The following is a 20,900-nucleotide window of genomic DNA, read 5'->3' as shown; positions in this document are numbered from 1 at the left end:
AACCTGACACTTCCGTGCGAATAAAAGCGAAAGCGAGTACACGACATGAAATTAAACGAAATTAGAGACAACGAAGGCGCACGCAAATCGCGTACGCGCATTGGCCGCGGCATTGGCTCGGGCAAAGGCAAAACCGGCGGACGTGGCCAAAAAGGTCAGAAGTCTCGTTCCGGTGTGTCGATCAACGGATTTGAAGGTGGCCAGATGCCGCTTCACATGCGTCTTCCGAAACGTGGCTTTAACAACCCGTTCGGTACGGACTATGCTGAAGTGAACCTGGGCATGATCCAGAAATTCATCGATAGCAAAAGCCTCGCGAACAAAGGCACTCTCGATCACGCAACGCTAAAAGCCGCTGGCTTGGCGCGCGGTGGCAAAGACGGCGTCCGTTTGCTGGCTAAAGGCGAATTGAAAGCCAAAATTACAATTGCCGTTGCCGGGGCTTCTAAAGCCGCTGTTGCCGCTGTTGAAAAAGCGGGCGGAAAAGTTGAAATTCTTGCCGCTGGTGGTGAACGCCGTCCCAAGGGCGAAAAGAAGGCAGTGCCTTCCAAACCCGCTAGCGAGAAAAAAGCCGCTAACAGGGCGAAAAAGAAAGATTGATCTTCGAGAGGCGCTAGTTTTAGCGCCTCTTTTTCTGGCCCCTTGTTTTTGATGCATTAACATCCGATATGGGGCGGGTTGCATACCTGCACAGGCGGGTATTCATCTCCGAGGATTGCAACGATACGCAATAGTTTGGAGATGGGCCTCTGCCTCCGCAGAGGTGCGTTGCAAAATTATAGTGGGGCAGGGAAGTCAAGCATGGCATCAAGAGCCGATCAGGTCGCAGCCAATTTAAGCCTAGCAAAATTTGGTGAAGCTACCGAACTGCGTAAACGCATCTGGTTCACTCTCGGAGCGCTAGTGATTTTCCGCTTGCTAAGTTTTGTTCCACTGCCGGGCGTCGACCCTGTCGTGTTGGCGGATCTTTATGATCAGACCCGTGGCGGTGTTCTCGATATTTTCAATACATTTTCAGGCGGCTCGCTAGAGCGGATGAGCCTGATTGCATTGGGCGTGATGCCCTATATTACCGCTTCGATTGTGGTCCAGCTTGCAGCGGCTTTGTCGCCGACATTGGCAGCGGTCAAAAAAGAAGGCGAGTCTGGCCGTAAAAAGCTCAATCAATATACCCGCTATGGTACGGTTGGTCTTACCGCTGTCCAGGGCTATTTCATTGCCGTTGGCCTAGAAAGCTTCGCCTCCCAATCGGGTCTGCAGGCGGTTGTAGAGCCGGGCTATATGTTCCGGGTTGGCGCGGTTATCAGTCTGGTTGGTGGTACTTTGTTCCTGATGTGGTTGGGCGAACAGATCACCAGTCGCGGTATTGGTAACGGTATCTCTCTTATCATCATGGCCGGCATTGTCGCCCAGATGCCTACCTTTGTCGGAAACCTGATGGAAGGTAGCCGCACTGGCTCGATTGGCGCGATGACCATTGTCGGTCTGATTGCCATGGTTGCTGGCCTGGTGTTGTTCATCAGTTTCATGGAGCGGGCTCAACGACGGGTTTTGATTCAATATCCGAAGCGTGCCACCCAACATGGTGTCATGCAGGCCGATCGCAGCCATCTTCCTTTGAAAGTGAATACGGCGGGCGTTATTCCACCAATTTTTGCATCTTCGCTATTGTTGATGCCGCTGACGGTTAGTCAGTTTGCTGGCAACGCGACCGCAGGAGAGACTGCTTTTGGTGACTTTGTCATCATGTTGAACCAGTATCTAGCCCATGGTCAGCCGCTATATATGGCGCTCTATGCGGCGGGTATTATATTCTTCTGTTTCTTCTACACGGCGGTTGTCTTCAATCCGGAAGAAACCTCAGAGAATTTGAAGAAAAATGGCGGCTTCATTCCAGGCATCCGTCCGGGTAAGAACACCGCGGACTATCTTGATTATGTGTTGACGCGGATCACCGTCGTTGGCGCCGCTTATCTGGCCTTTGTCTGTGTCTTGCCAGAATATGTTATGGCTCAGACAAGCTTGCCGATTTTCTTCCTTGGCGGTACAAGTCTGTTGATTGTCGTTAACGTGACTGTCGATACGGTGACCCAGATTCAAAGCCATCTACTGGCGTTGCAATATGGTGATTTGTTGAAAAAGGCCAAACTTAAGGGTGGACGGCGGAAGCGCTAAACACCGGACGCATTAGTTTTTGATAAGACGCATTCTGTCATCACGGGGGTAATCGCATGGACATCATCTTGTTGGGACCACCGGGTGCCGGGAAGGGGACTCAGGCCAGCCGTCTTGAAGATGAGCATGGCATGGTTCAGTTATCCACGGGCGACATGCTGCGGGCCGCTGTAAAAGCGGGCACTAAAGTTGGCATGAAAGCCAAAGCATTGATGGATGCTGGAGAGCTGGTACCCGATGAGGTTGTCTCAGGTATAATCGGTGACAAGCTAGACGAATTGGGTGCGGAAAAAGGCGTTATCTTTGATGGTTATCCGCGGACGGCAGCGCAAGCAGCTTCGCTCGACGAGATTTTGACTGCTAGAAACCGGGCCTTGGCTTATGTAATCGAGCTTGCTGTCGACGAAGATGCGCTTGTTGAGCGTATCGTCGGCAGATTCACTTGTGGCAATTGCGGCGAAGGTTATCACGATACATTCAAGCAGCCAGTCAAAGAAGGCGTCTGCGACGCTTGTGGCGAAAGCCAGTTCAAACGGCGTCCCGATGACAATGAAGAGACTGTGCGGACCCGGATGACCGAATATCGCGCCAAGACGGCACCCATTCTACCGATCTACGAAGCGCGCGGAATTGTCCGCAAAGTGAATGGCATGGGCAGCATGGCAGAAGTGAACGACGCGATCGAGGCGGTTCTCTCGATCTGAATAATTCCAGAGGAGAGACGGTGATGGCTAATCAGGCAATTCGTGCATTATTAGCAATAGCAGTATTTTTTAGCTTCGGCACGGCTCATGCCGAGGTGACCAACACCGCCGACAATGGTTTCACTGTGCAGCATCAAACGGAGATTGCTGGCGATGCTGAGTCGGTGTGGAAAGCAATAATCGCACCGTCCCGCTATTGGAGCAGCGATCACAGCTGGACGGGCAATGCGGAAAATCTCTATCTCATCCCGCAGGCAGGCGGCTGTTTCTGCGAGCTTATCCGGAAAACGTCTGATGACAATATAAGGTCATCGGATGGTAGCGTTCAGCACATGCGGGTTATCTTCGCTCGTAACAATAAGGTTTTGCGCCTTTCGGGGGCGTTAGGACCACTACAGAGTGAGGCTGTGACTGGTACGCTGACGATGCTGCTGAAGCAGCAAGGCGATAGTACAGTGGTTCGGTTCACTTATAAAGTGGGCGGCTATATGGAATTCCCGGTCGATCAAATCGCGCCTGGAGTGGATAATGTGATCGGAGAGCAACTGACCCGTCTTTCTGCCTTGTTTGACAGCGCGGAAGGGGACGATGCCAGTTCCGAGGATGGAGCTTCCGAGTCTGAAGACGGCGAAACAGGCGGTGCTGACGAAGGCGAGAGCTAGAGCCGATTTCTGCTCAATCTCAAGGCTTTACCATTGCTTTTGAATAGTTCTATGATAGTTTGATAGTTGTTGCCGACTCGAGGAGGTTTGCAACAAAAAACGGGTCGTACCGATATTCACTTTAGAGGGGTTAGACGATGGCCGTTTCCGATCATGTAGATTTTCCGACATTCATGGAAGGCGTCAAAAAACGCAATCCGGGGCAACCTGAATTTGTTCAGGCTGTGCAAGAAGTCGCGATGGATATTTTTGACTTTATCCAAGACAAAGAAGCTTATCATACCGCACAGATTTTACGGCGTATCGCTGAGCCTGACCGGGTGATCTCATTCCGTGTCTGTTGGGAAGATGACAATCACAATGTTCGCGTCCAGCGCGGTTATCGCATCCAGAACAACAATGCGATTGGCCCCTATAAGGGCGGCATCCGTTTCCACCCTAGCGTTACGGAAAGCGTTCTGAAATTCTTGGCTTTTGAACAGACTTTCAAAAACTCGTTGACCGGACTGCCAATGGGTGGCGGCAAAGGCGGAGCGAACTTCAACCCTAAGGGTAAGTCCGATGCAGAGGTTATGCGCTTCTGCCAGTCATTCATGACCGAATTATATCGTCACATTGGCCCAGACACAGATGTTCCTGCTGGTGACATTGGTGTGGGCGGACGTGAAATTGGTTATATGTTTGGTCAGTACAAGCGCATAACCAACCGCTGGGAAGGTGTTTTGACCGGCAAAGGTATGGAATATGGCGGATCGCAGATGCGGCCCGAAGCGACTGGCTATGGCGCGGTCTATTTCATGGAAAATATGCTCAAGCATAGAAATGATGCCATCGCTGGCAAGACTGCGGTTGTGTCCGGTTCTGGCAATGTGGCAACCCACGCAGCGGAGCAGATCACCAAGCAAGGCGGTAAAGTTCTGACGCTTTCGGACAGCGGTGGCTTCATTCATGATCCTGACGGCATTGATCAGGACAAGATCGATTGGATCAAAGATCTCAAGAATAACAAGCGTGGCCGGATCAGTGAATATGCCGATCATTTCACAGGCGCTTCTTATCATGAAGGCAAACGCCCATGGAATGTGCCATGTGACCTGGCATTGCCATGCGCGACGCAGAACGAGCTCAATGCTGAAGAAGCCAAAGAGTTGGTCCAGAACGGCGTGATTGCTGTGTCGGAAGGCGCGAACATGCCGACCACATTGGATGGCGTTCACGTCTTCCACGATGCCAAGATCATGTACGGTCCAGGCAAGGCGGCCAATGCCGGTGGCGTTGCCGTCTCCGGTCTGGAAATGAGCCAGAATGCAGAGCGTATCAGTTGGAACCACGAGCGGCTCGGTGAAATGCTCACCGAACTGATGGAAGGCATTCATGGCAAATGTGTCGAATATGGCGATCAAGGCGATGGCTATGTCGACTATGTGAAGGGCGCAAATATCGCGGGCTTCAAAAAAGTTGCTGATGCCATGCTGGCTTACGGTGTTGTTTAGATTATAATTATCTCACCTAAAAATGCGCCATCGGCCAGATCATTGGCCGATGGCGCAAACTGAAATCCCCAAGAAAAACGCCTTCCCAGGAAGCTGAAGGAATCTTGTGAAATCGGATGGTGCGAGCTGTTCGATTTGCCGGGAAGAGTGTTCAAAATCTTCACGCCAAGATCGATACCGGTGTCGCTGCATCCTCTCTCCATGCCAAGCGGATTAAACCGTTCGAAAAAGACGGTCATGAAGCTCGGGCCTCTAGAGTGGGCAGGGCATATGACGCTTGCCAACTGATAATCGATGAAATTCGCGGCCTTGATAGATCGTCAGGCGCTAAAACGGGGCTTCCTCGTGAACGGCGCCAGGCGCTGGATGTTGGGCCGATACCACGAAAGATAATTGATAAAAATCGCGATGCTTGCCCGCAATCCAAAGTTCTATTCCGCAGAAGGCTTGCGGAAGCAGCGGAAGAGCGCGGGCACGTTTATCGTATTCTCAACGCGCTTCGCTGCACGATGACCATCAGGTCGCATCGCCCTTTCATTCTATATGATGGTGAGACTCTTGCTGGAAATGCTATTTTATTTTTGCATGAAAGCGAAGCGTGAACGCCGTTGGGCTGGTGACGCCGTCAGCCTGCATAAAACCGGATGGAACAATACGAACGTGTGAGACAAGCGGATCCGTCCCATCACCGCTGTCGGTAGGCTGATATGTGAAATCTGTCCCATCCGTCGAAAAACTATAGCAATCGGTGGTGCTGGCAAAGCCGGCAAAAGAGCATGTCAGTCCGGTCGCCGGGGAGCCGTCCAGATATTGCACCGGTCCCGACGCAGGAGCACCGAAATCTGTGACAACAAGAGCCACCTGGGAAGGCAGGGCCTCGACAAGTGCGATGCTGTCGTAATTGGGAGGCGAATTCCCGGCATTTTGCACAGAAATCAAATATTCTATTTGCGCTTGCGGCAAAGCAAAGCTGCTACCCAGCTGATCGGTGAAGCTTACGCTGGTCTTGGTCACTGACATCGAAGGAGACAATAATGCATGAAAGGCTCTCGAAAATGCGATGATAGAAGTCGACTCGACGATATGACCCCGCTCGTTGTCTCTGGATGTATCTTCGTCAACCGTCAGGCCAATGGCAGAACTGCTGAGGCTACATCGCCTAATCCAGCCTCCATCTCCGCCGAAGTGAGAATTTTTCTTGGCGATGACAATCGCACTAGCGCTGGTCAGCCCAAACGGATTGGAGAAGCAGCCATTGTTCCAACCGCGAATGTTGCTCGCTGTATTTACGCCACTCCAGGTGACGGATGCGTTGCTCACGTCAAGAAAGCTACCGCTGCTCCCGGCAGGAAAGGCTATCCAGCCGATCGTCTCGCTGGCGACAATTGATCCGGCGCTGGCTTCGCTGCGTTCGAGCGCAAGATCAAAGCCAGACGCGGTCAGGTTTCTAGTGGTTGCGGTTAGAAAAGGTTGGGATGGCGAGCTTCCGGAAGCCAATGGTTCGTTGTTCGCAGTTTGAATGTGAGCGATGACACCCGGGATCGCCGGCAAGCTGGCTGAATAGGTCGGGTTGGCCCAGCTTTCCGCCCCACCGACGCCCGAACCATGCTGTATGGCAGAAACGGTCTCTGTACCAGCCTCCACGATTCCACCACCGGGGAGCACGTGACGGCCCGGTTCGACCGCCAAATAGTGGATGGTTTCGGCGCTATGGGGGCCATCGAAATCGTCCGGTTCGAGAATTAACTCGTCAAAGCCTGTCGTGGTTACGTTGGTAATGCGAATTTTTGCCGCGTCTGTACCGGTGTTTCCGATCAGCGCCACGACAATCGGGACGGTATCAAAAGTCTGTTGAAAATTGACGCGAACTGGGTTGCCATTGGCGCTTGTATCATGAGCGGTGAAGCTTCCTGCTTCAAATCGCCCAGCATGAGCTGAAGAAAATGCGCACAGCAAGGCAGCGCCGATAAGGGCGGACCTTGCTACCATCTGTCTTAGCGTTGCAAATTCAACAAAAAAGCGCATCAACCGACTATAGGCTAGAGGGGTTAACGGTATTATTAGAAATTTATGTTTTCCTGTAAATTCTACTGACGGCTCTGTCCGGCGGAGATTGGTGATTTGTAGGCTATTCCTTTGTTGACACCGGCGCCGACTCTGCCTATTTCCCATTTATCCGAAATCCAACACAACCGGCAGCGCCCTCAGTGCGTCCGCTGGTTTTGTGCGTTTTGGGTGTGTTTTTAACGACTTGGCTATGAGATAGGGCCCGACGAATCGGCCTCTGTGGAGCATGGAGAAAAATATTGGCACGTATTGCTGGGGTAAATATCCCCACTAACAAGCGCGTAATCATTGCGCTTACTTATATTCACGGCATCGGACGCACAAGAGCGGCTGAAATTGTTGAAAAATTGAAGATTGATCCGGCTCGCCGGGTTCAGGACCTTACCGATCAGGAAGTTCTGCACATTCGTGAAACGATTGATGCCGAACATACGGTTGAAGGCGATTTGCGGCGTGAAGTTGCAATGAACATCAAGCGTTTGATGGATCTGGCCTGCTATCGCGGCCTGCGTCACCGTAAAGGCCTGCCAGTTCGTGGTCAGCGCACGCATACCAATGCGCGCACCCGTAAAGGCAAGCCCAAGGCGATTGCTGGCAAAAAGAAATAGGACTTATCTTTGGATAAGTATCTTCAAGATATTAGGTAGGAATTGATCACATGGCACGCGAACCGCAGCGCATAAAGAAAAGCGCGCGCAAAAACATTTCGGCAGGCGTAGCGCACGTCAACGCCACTTTTAACAACACGATGGTCACCATCACCGATGCACAGGGCAATGCGATAAGCTGGTCTTCTGCTGGTATGATGGGCTTTAAAGGCTCTCGTAAATCGACACCATATGCCGCTCAGGTTGCAGCGGAAGACGCAGGCAAAAAAGCGGCTGACCACGGTGTCCGGACTCTTGAAGTCGAAGTGAAAGGTCCCGGCTCAGGTCGTGAATCTGCCCTTCGTGCGCTTCAGGCCGTTGGCTTCACGATCACATCGATCCGTGATGTCACGCCAATTCCGCATAACGGTGTTCGTCCATCAAAAAGACGCCGCGTTTAACACGGCTGAGTTTTCGAGACAGGCAGGCTGGCCAGTCTCACATTTTTACATTCAGAGCGGAAACGACGTCCAAACCCGCTCTTTGAACCATTAGGGGAAGTCCATGACTGTCAATATGAAGAACTGGCAAGAACTGAAGAAGCCCAACGTCCTCGACATCAAACCCGGCGGAGACCCGAAGCGCAAAGCGACATTCGTTGCAGAGCCTTTGGAACGCGGTTTCGGCCTAACGATGGGCAATGCGCTACGTCGCGTGCTTTTGTCGTCGCTTCAAGGCGCAGCGGTGACCTCGATCAAGATCGAAAATGCCCTGCATGAATTTTCTTCACTTCCCGGCGTTCGCGAAGATGTCACCGACATTGTCTTGAACATCAAGCAGATCGCTTTGAAGATGGAAAGCGAAGATGCGAAACGCTTGCAGCTCTCAGCAACCGGCCCTGCGCAGGTTAAAGCTGGCGACATTGCTGTTTCCGGCGATATTGAAATCATGAACCCAGACATGATAATCTGCCATCTCGACGAAGGCGCTTCGTTGAACATGGAGCTGACTGTCAATGTCGGCAAAGGCTATGTTCCTGCCGTTGCAAACCGTCCGGCTGATGCACCGATTGGCTTGATCCCGATTGACTCGCTCTACTCGCCGGTTCGTCAGGTGTCGTATAAAGTCGACAACGCACGCGTTGGCCAGGAACTGGATTTTGACAAGCTGAACCTGACCATAGAAACCGATGGAACGGTCACGCCGGAAGATGCGATTGCTTATGCAGCGCGCATTTTGCAAGACCAGTTGCAGCTTTTCGTTCATTTCGAAGAAGCTTTGGAGCAAGTGTCATCGCCAATCGGCATGGCCGCTCAACAAAGCCAGGCAGAAAGCGATGCCAACCAGCTCAATCGCTATCTTCTCAAGAAGGTCGACGAATTGGAACTCAGCGTTCGCTCCGCCAACTGCCTCAAGAACGACAATATCATCTATATTGGCGATCTCGTGCAGAAGACGGAAGCGGAAATGCTGCGCACTCCAAACTTCGGGCGTAAATCGTTGAACGAGATCAAGGAAGTGCTTTCCAGCATGGGTCTGCGTCTCGGCATGGACATTCCCGGATGGCCACCTGAAAATATCGAAGAAATGGCCAAGAAGCTTGAACAAGAGCTGCTGGGCTAAGCCTTCCATCATCCCGGCTCAGGCCGGAATGATACAGGGGTAAACTGGTGATGCCCCAATAAAATCACCTGCTGCGGGGTACCTGATACGGCCCCATAACGAACGGAGTATAGAATATGCGTCATAGAATGAAGGGCCGCCGTATGCAGCGGACCGGTGCTCACCGTCAGGCTCTCCTAAAGAACCTTTCGGCGGCATTGATCAAGCACGAACAGATCATGACCACTCTGCCTAAGGCCAAAGAATTGCGTCCTTATGTTGAAAAATTGATCACGCTTGGCAAAAGAGGTGGCTTGTCCAACCGTCGTCTCGCACATGCGCGTTTGATGGATGAGACGCAGGAAAAGAAACTTTTTGAAGTTCTTGCTGATCGTTACAGCGAACGCAGTGGCGGGTACACTCGCATCGTTCGCGCCGGTTTCCGTGGTTCTGATGCTGCTCCGATGGCGGTAATCGAGTTGATTGATCGTGATGTGGATGCCAAAGGCCAGGATAGCGGGCCGGACCAAAGTGCTCAGGATGAGTATGAGGACGCCTAAGCGCTTCACTTAAGATACAGTTTCAATTGATATGAGGGGCCGTGAGCGATAAGCTTGCGGCCTCTTTTCTTTTGCTGGGGTGAATATGCGCAGTCTATCCGTTTTGACATTGGCCTTGGGACTGGCCGTCGCTTCTCCAGCGCTTGCCGAAAACCATGATAATAAGGAAAACCCCCTGACATACCCAGGCAGCAAAACCGTTGATGTCGTCGAAGAGCAATTTGGCGAATATATTTCTGATCCCTATCGTTGGTTAGAGAATGATGTTCGGGAAGACGCTGAAGTTGCCGATTGGGTGAATGCGCAGAACGCGGTCACCGATGCTTATCTCGAAAAACTAGAGGGACGAGAAGTCCTCGCGCAGTCGATGGAAGAATTGTTTGATTTCGATGACCTCGGCATCCCTGTCGAGGCGGGCGGCAAATATTTCTACGAGCGGAAAAGCGGCGGACAAAATCAAGCTGTGCTCTATGTTCGTGATGGCGCAGATGGTGAAGAGCGGGTGTTGATCGACCCGGCAGGCTGGTCAGATGACGGCGCAACAGCGCTGGCATATTGGAAACCTTCGGGTGACGGCAGTCTTTTGGTATATGCAGTGCAAGACGGTGGATCGGACTGGCGAACCCTCAAGGTCCTTGATGTGACAACTGGTGAGGTGAAGCCGGACACAGTTGAATGGGCCAAATTCACCGACCTGGCATGGATGCCGAAAAATTCCGGTTTTCTCTATTCCCGCTTTCCAGAGCCGGAGGAAGGTGCTGCCTTTCAGTCTCTGAATGCTGACCATGCGGTTTACTTGCATATTATCGGTTGGGATCAGTCAAAGGATATCAAGGTCTATGCCACGCCCGACCAGCCTGAACTCAATCATACAGCGGAGTTGACATCCGATAAGGAATGGGTGGCTGTCACGTCATCCTCGGGGACGGATGAACGCTATGAGATCACGCTCATCAAGGTGGATGCACCGAAGCTTGAAACGCGGAAACTGGTCAGCGGTTTTGAAAATGACTGGCGCTTGATCGACGGTATTGGGGATACGCTCTACTTTGCGACGAACAAAGACGCACCGCGGCTGCGTATCGTTAAAACCGATGTAAGCGCGGAAGTTCCGGAATTTACCGAAGTGGTTTCAGAGAGTGATGCGGTTGTGGATGGCGCGATGATCGTGAATGACACGATGGTTGTCAGCTATTTGGTCGATGCCAAAAGTCAGCTGTCAATTTTTGATCTCGACGGCAAGGCGCAAGGCACTCTGGCCCTTCCGGGTCTGGGGCAAGTGGAGCAGCTCAGCGGTTCCATCAAGGGCAGCGAAGGTTTTTTCACTTTTGAGAGCTTCAATCGGCCAACAACGGTGTTTCGTTATGACTCAAAGTCGGCACCGACTATTTGGGCGGAACCGACCTTGCCGTTTGATCCAGACACGGTCGAAGTGACGCAACGTTTCTACGCGAGCAAAGATGGCACAAAAATACCAATGTTTCTGGTGCACAAGAAAGGTCAGGATCTGTCTGAGGGCGCCCCGACATTGCTTTATGGCTATGGTGGATTCAATATTTCGGTACTGCCGCAATATAAACCCGCTTGGATGGCCTGGATAAAGGCGGGCGGCGTGTTCGCCTCCGCCAATCTCCGAGGTGGAGGTGAATATGGCAAAGAGTGGCACGACGGTGGACGCCTGCAAAACAAACAGAATGTCTTTGATGATTTCATTGCCGCGGGCGAATATCTGATCAAGGAAGACATTACGCCGGCCGATGGTCTGGCCATTGAAGGGCGCTCGAATGGCGGTTTGCTTGTCGGTGCGGTTGCCAATCAGCGACCGGATCTGTTCGCTGCTGGCCATGCGGCTGTTGGAGTGATGGACATGCTACGTTTCGACCGATTCACAGCCGGTCGCTATTGGGTCGATGATTATGGCTACCCGAATAAGGAGCAGGATTTCCGGACCCTGTTGGGCTATTCTCCTTACCACAATCTTGTTGACGGCGTTGATTATCCGTCTTTGATCGTATCGACCGCGGATACCGACGATAGGGTGGTTCCGGGGCATAGTTTCAAATATACCGCGAGGCTGCAGGCTCTCAATACAGGAAATGCACCTCATCTGATCCGCATTGAGACGCGGGCTGGTCATGGTAGCGGGAAGCCGACGGACAAGGTGATTGAAGAATATTCCGATATATATGCTTTTCTAGCGCATGCGATTGGGCTCAAACTGGACAAATAATTTGCGCTTCGTTTCTTTCATAGGCTTAATTATCGCGATGTTCTTCGTCGCATCTGTTGCGAATGCCGAAACGGTCGAGATTAGCAATCAGCGCAGTGACAAAGTCAAAGTCTGCACCTACCGAACCGATGATAAAAGTCTGGTTCGCGCTCGCAAATGCTGGATGATGAAGCCAGGGCGGAGCGCCCAATGGCGACGGAGCGAAGGCGAAGGGGCTTTTGATGTCCGTGTTTTCGAAGCTGGCGCATTTGAACTGCCGATTTGTCTGAAACGGAACTTTAGCGACAGTTACCGGATTGAAATAACCCGCGCTGAGATGAAGACCTGTGCGATATCTTTCGTCAAGCAAAGCGTCCCTGTTCAAAGCTGGAATCGGTTGGACCGGGTGTTGGTGAACTGGGGGGCTGATCGCTTCTGGTATCCCGCCACTGTGGTAAATGTGTCAGCGGACAGCCCTAGGGTACGGATTGATAACGGTCTCCTCGTTCAAATAGAACCGCGCTACATTGCCGATTTGCAGATACCTCCGGGAGCGCGCGTGGAGGTTAACTGGAAGGGGCAAGGGCGATGGTATCCCGGCTATGTCGAGTCTTTCGAGGGGGATATGTTTAATGTCCAATTCGATGATGGTTTTAAGGAGAACAGTCCGTTGCGTCGCATCCGTTTGGATATAGCACATGCCGTAAAGGCCGAAAAATAGCTGTTCATAAAAATAGCTATTAACATGAACGCCACCTGTCGAGGCAGTTCAGTCTTTACTCAACCTGACTCGCCTAAAAGGGCTTTGCAAGCTCGGGAATTGGTTTCGGGCAGTGTGAAAGGAAAGTGGACATGAACAAGCTAAACAAAGCTCTCGTTGGAACCGCTGCTGCTGCTGCAATGGCCGTTTCTGTAACCCCCGCAATGGCCAAGGACGGCCGTCACAATGGTCCGAGCGCTGGCGAGATTGTTGCCGGTGTGGCAATTATCGGCGCCATTGCAGCAATCGCGAGCTCCGGCAACAAGGATCGTGGCTATCGAGATGCAAGCTATCGTGGTGATCGCTACAATGATCAGCGCTACAGAGATTCCCGCCACTATAATGGACGGTATCATATCAGTCAGCGCAAGGCTGTGAACAAATGTGTACGAGCCGCTGAAAATAGGGCGACACGCCGCGGCCATGCAAGCGTAACCGACATTCGGGATATCGACCGGACGCGCTATGGCTATCGGGTCAAAGGCAAGATTTTGGTTGAGAAAGGCCGGGGTCGCTACCAGAGAAACGGTTATGCCGACAAAGGCAAGTTCACTTGCTTTATTGAAGGCAATCGCGTGAGCGACGTGCAGTTCAAGGGTCTAAATTACGCCCGGCGCTATTGATGAGCATCGCCGAATGAAGAAAATGGTTCAGCCTGGTGACAGGCTGGACCAGCTATATTCTAAAAAATAGCAGATTTTGGGATAGGAAATCTGTGCAAAACTGGGGTATTTCAAATGACCAAGATCACAAGATTTTCCGCTCTCGCAGCGTCGACCGCGTTGATTTTTTCTGGATTCTCTCCCGCTATAGCCGCACCCATTCAACCGGAGATGGCGGTTACGGCACCGATAGATGCCAGTTCGCTGGGTTGGAGTGCGGACAATGAGACAGCAGAAGGCTGGCGGGGCTATCGAGGAAACCGTGGGCATCGTCGCCATCGCGGCCGGGTAGATGGTGGTGACATCTTGGCGGGTATTCTCGTGATCGGCGGGATTGCCGCCATTGCCAGTGCAGCATCAAAGAGTAACCGTGACCGGCGGGATGAAAACCGTGACTATCGCAGTCGAAATCAACGCTATGATGATCGGCGCGCTGACACGCGCAATGATAGCAGATACAACCGCGGAACCGGTGCCATGGAATCGGCCATCAATGCTTGTGCCACAGCGGCTGAACGCAAAGTCGGCAACGATGCCCGGGTATCTGCGATCCAATCTGTGACCCGTGATGGTGCAGGCTGGAGAGTAGAAGGCGAGCTATCCAATAGTGATCAACGCACATTCCTGTGCGGTGCCACTGAAGGTCGAGTCGATTTCGTGCAGATCGGGGCGGGCGATCTCGCCTTTGCGAACTAGACTGCGGTCCGGCCAAATTCCTGACGGGTCACCGGGTGTGATGCGCTCAATCCACCATCAACGGCTATGGCTTGTCCATTGACGTAAGATGACCGGTTGGAGGCTAGAAATAAGGCGACTTCCGCCATCTCGGACGGGGCCGCTCCGCGGCGTAGCGGATTCAGATAGCCCAACCGGTCTTCCTTGCCCTTTTCGCGCGCCTTGTCGTAGATAAATTGTGTCATGCCGGTCTCGGTAATGCCCGGACAGATTGCGTTGCAACGCACATTTGAAGTGGCAAATTGTTGCGCTGCGACCTTAACGAGGTTGATCACGCCAGCCTTGGAGGCCGAATAGGCCGGTCCGCCTGCGCCGGATCTAATGCCGGCGACGCTGGCGGTGCAGATGATCGAACCACCATGTTTGCTTTCTGCGATGACTTTGCCGGCATATTTGCACGCCAGAAACGGACCAATCAGATTGACCCGCAACACCTCTTGCCATTCGGCGACACTGCTGTCGAAAATGCCTTCAAATCCGCCACCAATCCCAGCGTTGGCGAAGAATATGTTGAGATCGCCAAACCGCTGCTGAGCAGCTTCTACGAGCATTTCAACATCGCCCTCTGATCCTGCATCAGCCTTGATTGCGATGATCTTGCCTTCAGAGCCTTTTGCGGTTTCGTTCACGTCATCGGTGACGTCGCTAGCTATGACTTTTGCGCCATGTTCTGCAAATAAAAGGGCTGCGGCACGGCCAATCCCGCTGCCGGCGCCGGTGATGATCGCAACTTTGTCTTTAAGGTCCATATTAAGCTCCTGCTCGCTTGGCTGCTTCCCACCCGGCTTGCGCCAAGGGAGTCACCCGATCCGACATTTCTGCCGCAGCGGCGCTATTGGCCGTGCCATCGGCGACTCTTTTTTGAATGCCCTGCAAAATAGCCGCGAGGCGGAAAAGATTATAGGCGAGATACCAGTCCATCGGCGGCAGTTCCGCCATGCCGGATTTTTCGCAATAGCGTGCGATGGCTTCTTCGCGGGATGGAATGCCCAGCGATGCAAGGTCGAAGCCCTTCAACCCGCTGCGGCCTTCCGGCTCCATTTCATAGGCCATGAGCCAATAAGCGAAATCTGCGATTGGATCACCGAGCGTCGAGAGCTCCCAGTCAAGAACGGCGATAACTTTCGGTTCGTCATGGGCAAAGATCATATTGTCCAACCGGTAATCACCGTGAACAATACCAAAGCTTTTCTGTTCTGGGATCGTTTTGCTGAGCCATTCTATCAACTTGTCCATTTCGGGAATGACCTGAAGTTCGGACAGTCGATATTGCTGCGTCCATCGGGAGATTTGGCGTTCACAATAATTGCCAGGCTTGCCGTGCTTCTCCAACCCCAATTCAGCCGGATCATAGCTATGAAGCTGCGCTAATGTATCGATCATCTGATGGTAGATGGCTGTACGCTCCTGAGGATTGCTGTCGGGCAGGGTGCCGTCCCAAAGCGTACGACCGTCTGCCATACCCATGATGTAGAACATCGTACCGATGACACTGTCATCGTCGCAAAGGCCGTAAGGTTTGGCGACAGGAAAGCCGGTAGGATAGAGTCCTGCTATTACCCGGAACTCACGATCGACGGCATGTGCCGATGGTAAGAGCTTTCCGAACGGTTTCTTGCGCAGCACATAGGAGGTGCCGGGCGTATCAATCTTATAAGTCGGATTGGATTGGCCGCCTTTGAATTTGCTTAAACTTAACGGGCCGGAAAAGCCTTCAACATTGGCCTCCATCCAGTTTGTTAGGTTCGCTTCATCGAGCTTGTCCTTGTCCGGCACGTCCATTGTGCCAGTCATGTCTTCCTGTGGATTCATGGGAAGTCCCTCTTCCTATTATGTTATGCGAAAGTGATCACAGAGCGGGCTGCATCGCCTTTTCTCATTTTCTCAAAACCTTCGTTGATCTGCTCAAGCGGAATTGTTTCCGCAACAATACTGTCTAAATCGAGCAATCCTCGCAGATAAAAGTCTACCAAACGCGGGATATCAACCGGGAAACGATTGGCTCCCATTAGCACGCCTTGCAATTTCTTGCCGGAGAGCAGGTCCATCGCGCTCAAACCCACTTTATGATCGAGTGGCATCATGCCGAGAATGGTCGCCGTGCCGCCACGCTTGAGCGAACCAACTGCCAGATCACCAGATGCCGGCCGTCCAACGGCTTCAATCGCATGGTCGACGCCACCTTTTGTTAGCTCGACAATCTGTCCCGCCGCATCATCTGCTGATGCATCGATGACATCGGTTGCACCAAGCTTGATGGCAAGATCGCGTTTCTCCTGGATCGGGTCAGCTGCAATAATACGACCGGCGCCTGCAATTTTTGCGGCATTGATCGTTGCCAGACCGACACCGCCGCAACCGACAACCGCAACGGTTTCGCCAGGCGTCAAGTCACAGGAGTTGAAGATCGTCCCCGCACCGGTTGTCACGGCACAACCAATAACGGCAGCGCGATCCAAGGGCATGTCCGGGTCAATTCGAACGCAAGCATGTTCATGGATCAGCATCTGTTCGGCAAAGGCGGAAAGATTGAGCATTTGCCCGACCGTGGTTCCGTCGGGTCTGGTTATGCGAGGTGGCTGGTCGCCGCCGCGCCGGGTGTCTGCGCCAAGACACAGAGACATTCGTCCGGATACACAAAATTCGCAATGTCCGCAAAAAGCCGACAGGCAAGACACTACGGCATCACCAACCGCTACGGTGCGAACTTCGCTCCCGATCGCCTCGACAATCCCTGCGGCCTCGTGACCTGGAATGGCGGGCAAGGCATGCGGGTAGCTGCCATCGACAAAATGCAAGTCCGAATGGCAGATCCCGCATGCTGCCGTTCGAATGAGCACTTCGTGCGGTCCTGGATTGGACATCACCACGTCTTCTATTTCAAGCGGTTTCCCCGCTTCAATCAGTACAGCAGCTTTCATCGACATATTTCCTTTTTACCGAGTGACGGCAAGATCACCTGAGGAAAACTCCTCTTTCATTTTGCTACCATCGGCTGTTTCGGCATATTTGCCATACTCCATTTTGGCAACGGTCCGATTGTGAACTTCATCTGGACCATCGGCAAGCCTCAGAGTGCGTTGATGGGCATAAGCGCTTGCGAGGCCATAATCGTTCGAAACGCCGCCGCCGCCATGGGCCTGAATGGCATCATCGATGATTTTTAGCGCCATATTCGGGGCCTGAACCTTGATCATCGCTATTTCAGCTTTAGCATATTTGTTGCCGACTTTGTCCATCATGTCCGCAGCTTTCAGGCAGAGCAGGCGGCTCATGTCGATATCGATCCGAGCGCGCGCAACGCGTTCATCCCAGACACTATGTTCAGAGATGCGCTTGCCGAAAGCGATGCGTGATTGCAGCCGCTTGACCATTTTTTCAAGCGCTTCTTCAGCGACACCGATGGTCCGCATACAGTGATGGATCCGGCCGGGTCCAAGGCGGCCCTGTGCAATTTCAAAACCGCGCCCTTCTCCGAGCAAGATATTCTCCGCAGGGACGCGAACGTCCTTCATTTCGACTTCCATATGGCCGTGCGGCGCATCGTCATAGCCGAAGACGGGTAGGTGACGGATGATGTTCACGCCTGGCGCATCGGTTGGCATCAGGATCTGGGACTGTTGCGTATAACGGCTGCCCTCGAACGTCGTCTTGCCCATGACGATGGCAATTTTGCAGCGCGGGTCACCGAGGCCGGAAGACCACCATTTGCGTCCGTTGATGACATATTCATTGCCATCGCGAACAATCGCGGTCTCGATATTGGTTGCGTCGGATGATGCAACGGCTGGCTCTGTCATCAAAAAGGCGGAGCGAATTTCACCATTCATCAACGGGCGCAGATATTGCTCTTTCTGTTCCAGCGTGCCGTAGCGGTGGAACACTTCCATATTGCCGGTGTCTGGTGCCGAGCAATTGAATACTTCGGAGGAGAAGCCAACGCGTCCCATTTCTTCGGCACAAAGCGCATATTCGAGGTTGGTCAGACCAGGGCCTTCAAATTCAAAAACGTCATCAATATGAGTGAGATTTGGATTGGGAGGCGGCATGAACAGGTTCCAGATACCTGCTTCTTTGGCTTTCTTTTTCTCTTCCTGAACAACTTGAAGAACTTTCCATCGGTCGCCGCTTGCATCTTCTTCTTGAAAATCAGCAACGCGGGGGCGGACATGATTTTCAATATGATCGCGCACCCGGTTGCGCCAATATTCTTGCTTTTCGGTGAGATCAAAATCCATGTCCAAGCCCTTCTTTGTTTTAACTATGCGATTAACTTATCAGACGAGCGCCGGGCTTTCCACCCTGAAACGGGGCGCCCAACCATATTATTCGTCAGTACCCGTGCGGGCCGCCATTCGCTTCTGATGATCGGCCTCTCCCAAGGGAAATTTCGTGTAGGCCCATGCGCCAGTCAGTGCCAAAATCGTGGCAATGATCAGATAGATGAAAGCGAGATTGTCTACGATACCGCCATCAACCGCGCCCGGTTCGGCCCCCCGAGGCAGGCCGATAAATGCGATAATCTGGCTGGCCAGCAAAATGCCCAAGCCGTTCACAACTTTCTGCATGAAGAACATGCCGGATGAAAAAAGGCCTTCTGTGCGCTTGCCAGTGTCATGTTCATATTGATCGGTAACATCGGCAATCATCGACATCGTCAGGATCATCGCCGCGATGCTGCTTGCTGTTGCGACGAGGAGCAATGCAAAAAGGACCGGGATCATTAAGGCTTCACCGGGTGTCGGGAAGATATTGAAGATGCGGAGCCAATAGGGTGCTGTGCCGATGGCCAAGGCGATCAGGGTGAGAATGGACGCGGCCCGAGCCTTGCCAAGTTTCATCGAGACCGGTGTGACCATGACAAATGCCAGAACCGCAGCGCCAAATAGCAATATGGCATATGCGGTGAAGTCAGGCTGTCTAAACTCCCAGACATGGGTAAACAGGTAAGGTGACAGCGCAAACACCAGCCACTGGTTGGTGAATGCAAAAACGCCAGCCAACATCAACAGCATAAACGGCCGATACCGAAATGTTGCCATGATTTGCGAGAGTGATTCCGCTGCTTCGGGAAAGGATTTTGCTTTTCGATATGTGGCGACGACACGCTTATGCGTGCCCAATGCAGAGATGACCACAGCCGCAAACATTACGCAGGCGCCGAAGATCGCATATCCCTCATAGCCATCTCGGTTGAGCAACCCGATCGGATATTTCTCTGAAGGTACAAAGAAAATCGCATAAGCGAGGAACATGATGAACAGACCGCCCGCCCATCCGAACAGGAAGCGGTAACGCATGATTGCGGTGCGATCATGATAGTCGCTGCTGAGTTCCGGCAGCAGAGCGAGCGCGGGCACTTCATATGCTGAGAACGCCATGCGCACGAGCAATGCGGTGCCAAAAAGATAGAAGAACAAGCCGGTTTGTCCTAGCTCTGGTGGTTGCCATAAGAGTAGCCAAGCCACGATGATCGGGATCGCAGCGCCATATAGCCATGGATGGCGTCTACCGATGGGTGTTCTTGTGCGGTCGCTGAATTGACCGACTGCGGGGTCGATGAAGGCATCAGCGACCAAGGCCAGAGCAATAGCAAGGCCCACCAATCCGGCATCGAGGCCTATGACCTGTTCGTAGTAAAAGAGCAGAAATGTCGCGAAGCCGTTATCTTTGATTCCGTAGCCGATGGACCCGGAGCCATAGAGAAGTTTCGATCGCAGAGGCAGCTTTCCCGCGACGGCATTCAAGAGACTCATTTAGCATCATCCGCGATCATGGCATCGAGCATACCGGGCGTTTCCGGATCCCAGCTGCTTTGCGGTCCGGTCAATATGCCACCATCCACCAAAATATGGGTGCCGGTTACAAAACCTGCCGCATCGCTCGCCAGATACGCGGCGGCTTCAGCGATATCATCCGGAATGCCGGGCCGAGCGACGGGCTGTGTCGTTGCCCCCAGTTGACCGATTAGGGTGTTGATCTGTGCTTTTTCCTCTTCGTTCGCACCAAGAGTAGCAGCAAAAATATTGGTCTGAATGAAGCCGGGGCAGATCGCGTTCACACGAATTTTATATTGCGCCAGTTCCGCCGCTGCGACTTTGGTCAGATGCAATACGCCGGCTTTTGCAACGGAATAAGCAATCGGACCATAGCCCGCGTGAAAGGCGCAAATTGAACTGGTGTTCACAATTGCTCCACCGCCGCGCTTCTTTAAATGGGGCATGGCATGGCGAATACCCATGGCCACAGATTTAAGCAGCAATGCCATCGCAAAGTCCCAGTCGTCACCGCTGATCTCGTCAATCGCATCCCGCGGTCCACCTGCGCCGGCGTTATTGAATACAATATCTATGCCACCGGTTTGCTCTGCAGCATGATCCATAAGGGCTTTGATTTGATCTTCTTGCGTGACATCGCATGTCTTGAAATAGAATTTTTCGCCTAGCGCGGACATCATGGCTGTGCCTTCGGCCTCATCAATATCGCCCATGACAACTGTTGCGCCTTCGCGGAGAAACAGATCTACTGTGCCTCGTCCAATGCCCGATGAGCCGCCCGTTACAACCGCAGTCTTGCCTTGAAAACGCATGTCCACCCGCTCCTTTTTTGTTCAACATAAGCGACGCGCAATTTGTACGTCAATCGCTTCTGGCGATCCGACAATCTGCCGCTACGGAAACCGTA

At 52.7% G+C, this 20,900-nt stretch carries 22 protein-coding genes; 14 read left to right on the top strand and 8 right to left on the bottom strand.

Translation table 11 applies throughout. The annotated features are described in order from the left end of the window. The first annotated feature begins 45 nt into the window (after positions 1-45). The 5 genes from rplO to gdhA all read left to right on the top strand — a co-directional run bounded on the left by rplO (position 46) and on the right by gdhA (position 5,034). Positions 46-600 (top strand): 50S ribosomal protein L15, encoded by a 555-nt coding sequence (gene rplO, locus ABJV08_RS15210; protein ID WP_348037161.1) that lies wholly within the window; start codon positions 46-48, stop codon positions 598-600. Positions 601-801: 201 nt separating this feature from the next. Beyond that, positions 802-2,175, top strand: a complete 1,374-nt coding sequence (gene secY, locus ABJV08_RS15205; protein ID WP_348037163.1) for a preprotein translocase subunit SecY — start codon at positions 802-804, stop codon at positions 2,173-2,175. Positions 2,176-2,231: 56 nt separating this feature from the next. Next, positions 2,232-2,879: an adenylate kinase gene (locus ABJV08_RS15200; RefSeq protein ID WP_348037165.1), complete on the top strand. Its 648-nt coding sequence runs from the start codon at positions 2,232-2,234 to the stop codon at positions 2,877-2,879. Positions 2,880-2,902: 23 nt separating this feature from the next. Continuing rightward, on the top strand, positions 2,903-3,541 hold the full coding sequence (locus ABJV08_RS15195) for a hypothetical protein (RefSeq protein WP_348037167.1): 639 nt from the start codon (positions 2,903-2,905) through the stop codon (positions 3,539-3,541). Positions 3,542-3,678: 137 nt separating this feature from the next. After that, the gene (gdhA, locus tag ABJV08_RS15190; protein WP_348037169.1) at positions 3,679-5,034 is read left to right on the top strand and encodes an NADP-specific glutamate dehydrogenase; all 1,356 of its coding nucleotides are present in this window, start codon (positions 3,679-3,681) and stop codon (positions 5,032-5,034) included. Here the strand turns inward: gdhA and ABJV08_RS15185 are convergent. Further along, on the bottom strand, positions 5,031-5,273 hold the full coding sequence (locus ABJV08_RS15185; protein ID WP_348037482.1) for a hypothetical protein: 243 nt from the start codon (positions 5,271-5,273) through the stop codon (positions 5,031-5,033). The two genes, gdhA and ABJV08_RS15185, sit on opposite strands and share 4 nt — an antisense overlap. A gap of 18 nt (positions 5,274-5,291) precedes the next feature. On the opposite strand from ABJV08_RS15185, the gene ABJV08_RS15180 reads away from it, so the two are divergent. Then, positions 5,292-5,636 carry a hypothetical protein gene (locus ABJV08_RS15180; RefSeq protein WP_348037478.1) on the top strand — a complete coding sequence of 115 codons (345 nt, stop codon included), beginning with the start codon at positions 5,292-5,294 and terminating at the stop codon, positions 5,634-5,636. Here ABJV08_RS15180 and ABJV08_RS15175 read toward each other — a convergent pair. Further along, complete coding sequence (locus tag ABJV08_RS15175) at positions 5,605-7,023, bottom strand: hypothetical protein (protein WP_348037171.1); 1,419 nt, start codon at positions 7,021-7,023, stop codon at positions 5,605-5,607. The two genes, ABJV08_RS15180 and ABJV08_RS15175, sit on opposite strands and share 32 nt — an antisense overlap. Before the next feature lie 317 nt (positions 7,024-7,340). Here ABJV08_RS15175 and rpsM point away from each other — a divergent pair, with 317 nt between their 5' ends. From rpsM to ABJV08_RS15135, 8 genes are all read left to right on the top strand, one after another. Continuing rightward, complete coding sequence (gene rpsM, locus ABJV08_RS15170) at positions 7,341-7,709, top strand: 30S ribosomal protein S13 (RefSeq protein WP_348037173.1); 369 nt, start codon at positions 7,341-7,343, stop codon at positions 7,707-7,709. Positions 7,710-7,759: 50 nt separating this feature from the next. Then, a complete protein-coding gene (gene rpsK / locus ABJV08_RS15165; protein ID WP_067198370.1) occupies positions 7,760-8,149 on the top strand; it encodes a 30S ribosomal protein S11 in 390 nt (129 codons plus the stop codon). Positions 8,150-8,252: 103 nt separating this feature from the next. Beyond that, positions 8,253-9,311 carry a DNA-directed RNA polymerase subunit alpha gene (locus ABJV08_RS15160; RefSeq protein ID WP_348037175.1) on the top strand — a complete coding sequence of 353 codons (1,059 nt, stop codon included), beginning with the start codon at positions 8,253-8,255 and terminating at the stop codon, positions 9,309-9,311. A gap of 116 nt (positions 9,312-9,427) precedes the next feature. After that, positions 9,428-9,850, top strand: coding sequence for a 50S ribosomal protein L17 (gene rplQ / locus ABJV08_RS15155; protein WP_348037177.1), 423 nt, complete (start codon positions 9,428-9,430; stop codon positions 9,848-9,850). A gap of 85 nt (positions 9,851-9,935) precedes the next feature. Beyond that, positions 9,936-12,080 carry a prolyl oligopeptidase family serine peptidase gene (locus ABJV08_RS15150; protein WP_348037179.1) on the top strand — a complete coding sequence of 715 codons (2,145 nt, stop codon included), beginning with the start codon at positions 9,936-9,938 and terminating at the stop codon, positions 12,078-12,080. 37 nt (positions 12,081-12,117) lie between these two features. Next, entirely contained in the window at positions 12,118-12,780 is a 663-nt protein-coding gene (locus ABJV08_RS15145) for an agenet domain-containing protein (protein ID WP_348037181.1), read from the top strand. A gap of 131 nt (positions 12,781-12,911) precedes the next feature. Then, complete coding sequence (locus ABJV08_RS15140) at positions 12,912-13,442, top strand: hypothetical protein (protein WP_348037183.1); 531 nt, start codon at positions 12,912-12,914, stop codon at positions 13,440-13,442. A 114-nt stretch (positions 13,443-13,556) separates the two neighbouring features. Next, entirely contained in the window at positions 13,557-14,177 is a 621-nt protein-coding gene (locus tag ABJV08_RS15135; RefSeq protein ID WP_348037185.1) for a hypothetical protein, read from the top strand. On the opposite strand, the gene ABJV08_RS15130 is transcribed toward ABJV08_RS15135, so the two are convergent. The 6 genes from ABJV08_RS15130 to ABJV08_RS15105 form a co-directional block, all read right to left on the bottom strand. Beyond that, positions 14,174-14,965, bottom strand: coding sequence for an SDR family oxidoreductase (locus ABJV08_RS15130; RefSeq protein WP_348037187.1), 792 nt, complete (start codon positions 14,963-14,965; stop codon positions 14,174-14,176). The two genes, ABJV08_RS15135 and ABJV08_RS15130, sit on opposite strands and share 4 nt — an antisense overlap. Position 14,966: 1 nt before the next feature. Next, complete coding sequence (locus ABJV08_RS15125) at positions 14,967-16,028, bottom strand: phosphotransferase family protein (RefSeq protein WP_348037189.1); 1,062 nt, start codon at positions 16,026-16,028, stop codon at positions 14,967-14,969. A gap of 23 nt (positions 16,029-16,051) precedes the next feature. Continuing rightward, on the bottom strand, positions 16,052-17,137 hold the full coding sequence (locus ABJV08_RS15120; RefSeq protein ID WP_348037191.1) for a Zn-dependent alcohol dehydrogenase: 1,086 nt from the start codon (positions 17,135-17,137) through the stop codon (positions 16,052-16,054). A gap of 15 nt (positions 17,138-17,152) precedes the next feature. Beyond that, complete coding sequence (locus tag ABJV08_RS15115; protein WP_348037193.1) at positions 17,153-18,454, bottom strand: acyl-CoA dehydrogenase family protein; 1,302 nt, start codon at positions 18,452-18,454, stop codon at positions 17,153-17,155. A gap of 87 nt (positions 18,455-18,541) precedes the next feature. After that, positions 18,542-19,972 (bottom strand): MFS transporter, encoded by a 1,431-nt coding sequence (locus ABJV08_RS15110; RefSeq protein ID WP_348037195.1) that lies wholly within the window; start codon positions 19,970-19,972, stop codon positions 18,542-18,544. After that, complete coding sequence (locus ABJV08_RS15105; RefSeq protein ID WP_348037197.1) at positions 19,969-20,805, bottom strand: SDR family NAD(P)-dependent oxidoreductase; 837 nt, start codon at positions 20,803-20,805, stop codon at positions 19,969-19,971. The genes ABJV08_RS15110 and ABJV08_RS15105 overlap by 4 nt, the downstream gene beginning before the upstream one ends. Positions 20,806-20,900 lie beyond the last annotated feature (95 nt).

This window comes from Parasphingorhabdus sp., from assembly GCF_039982395.1.
Taxonomy (GTDB): Bacteria; Pseudomonadota; Alphaproteobacteria; order Sphingomonadales; family Sphingomonadaceae; genus Parasphingorhabdus.
The sequence above is the reverse complement of the archived record's forward strand: the minus strand, read 5'-3'. Positions and strand labels throughout refer to the sequence as shown.

What these genes read in the sequence shown, in the direction of transcription:
- rplO (WP_348037161.1), top strand. Translation starts at nt 46, where the DNA reads ATGAAATTAAACGAAATTAGAGACAACGAAGGCGCACGCAAATCGCGT.
- secY (WP_348037163.1), top strand. Translation starts at nt 802, where the DNA reads ATGGCATCAAGAGCCGATCAGGTCGCAGCCAATTTAAGCCTAGCAAAA.
- ABJV08_RS15200 (WP_348037165.1), top strand. Translation starts at nt 2,232, where the DNA reads ATGGACATCATCTTGTTGGGACCACCGGGTGCCGGGAAGGGGACTCAG.
- ABJV08_RS15195 (WP_348037167.1), top strand. Translation starts at nt 2,903, where the DNA reads ATGGCTAATCAGGCAATTCGTGCATTATTAGCAATAGCAGTATTTTTT.
- gdhA (WP_348037169.1), top strand. Translation starts at nt 3,679, where the DNA reads ATGGCCGTTTCCGATCATGTAGATTTTCCGACATTCATGGAAGGCGTC.
- ABJV08_RS15185 (WP_348037482.1), bottom strand. Translation starts at nt 5,273, where the DNA reads ATGACCGTCTTTTTCGAACGGTTTAATCCGCTTGGCATGGAGAGAGGA.
- ABJV08_RS15175 (WP_348037171.1), bottom strand. Translation starts at nt 7,023, where the DNA reads ATGGTAGCAAGGTCCGCCCTTATCGGCGCTGCCTTGCTGTGCGCATTT.
- rpsK (WP_067198370.1), top strand. Translation starts at nt 7,760, where the DNA reads ATGGCACGCGAACCGCAGCGCATAAAGAAAAGCGCGCGCAAAAACATT.
- ABJV08_RS15160 (WP_348037175.1), top strand. Translation starts at nt 8,253, where the DNA reads ATGACTGTCAATATGAAGAACTGGCAAGAACTGAAGAAGCCCAACGTC.
- rplQ (WP_348037177.1), top strand. Translation starts at nt 9,428, where the DNA reads ATGCGTCATAGAATGAAGGGCCGCCGTATGCAGCGGACCGGTGCTCAC.
- ABJV08_RS15150 (WP_348037179.1), top strand. Translation starts at nt 9,936, where the DNA reads ATGCGCAGTCTATCCGTTTTGACATTGGCCTTGGGACTGGCCGTCGCT.
- ABJV08_RS15145 (WP_348037181.1), top strand. Translation starts at nt 12,118, where the DNA reads ATGTTCTTCGTCGCATCTGTTGCGAATGCCGAAACGGTCGAGATTAGC.
- ABJV08_RS15140 (WP_348037183.1), top strand. Translation starts at nt 12,912, where the DNA reads ATGAACAAGCTAAACAAAGCTCTCGTTGGAACCGCTGCTGCTGCTGCA.
- ABJV08_RS15135 (WP_348037185.1), top strand. Translation starts at nt 13,557, where the DNA reads ATGACCAAGATCACAAGATTTTCCGCTCTCGCAGCGTCGACCGCGTTG.
- ABJV08_RS15130 (WP_348037187.1), bottom strand. Translation starts at nt 14,965, where the DNA reads ATGGACCTTAAAGACAAAGTTGCGATCATCACCGGCGCCGGCAGCGGG.
- ABJV08_RS15125 (WP_348037189.1), bottom strand. Translation starts at nt 16,028, where the DNA reads ATGAATCCACAGGAAGACATGACTGGCACAATGGACGTGCCGGACAAG.
- ABJV08_RS15120 (WP_348037191.1), bottom strand. Translation starts at nt 17,137, where the DNA reads ATGAAAGCTGCTGTACTGATTGAAGCGGGGAAACCGCTTGAAATAGAA.
- ABJV08_RS15115 (WP_348037193.1), bottom strand. Translation starts at nt 18,454, where the DNA reads ATGGATTTTGATCTCACCGAAAAGCAAGAATATTGGCGCAACCGGGTG.
- ABJV08_RS15110 (WP_348037195.1), bottom strand. Translation starts at nt 19,972, where the DNA reads ATGAGTCTCTTGAATGCCGTCGCGGGAAAGCTGCCTCTGCGATCGAAA.
- ABJV08_RS15105 (WP_348037197.1), bottom strand. Translation starts at nt 20,805, where the DNA reads ATGCGTTTTCAAGGCAAGACTGCGGTTGTAACGGGCGGCTCATCGGGC.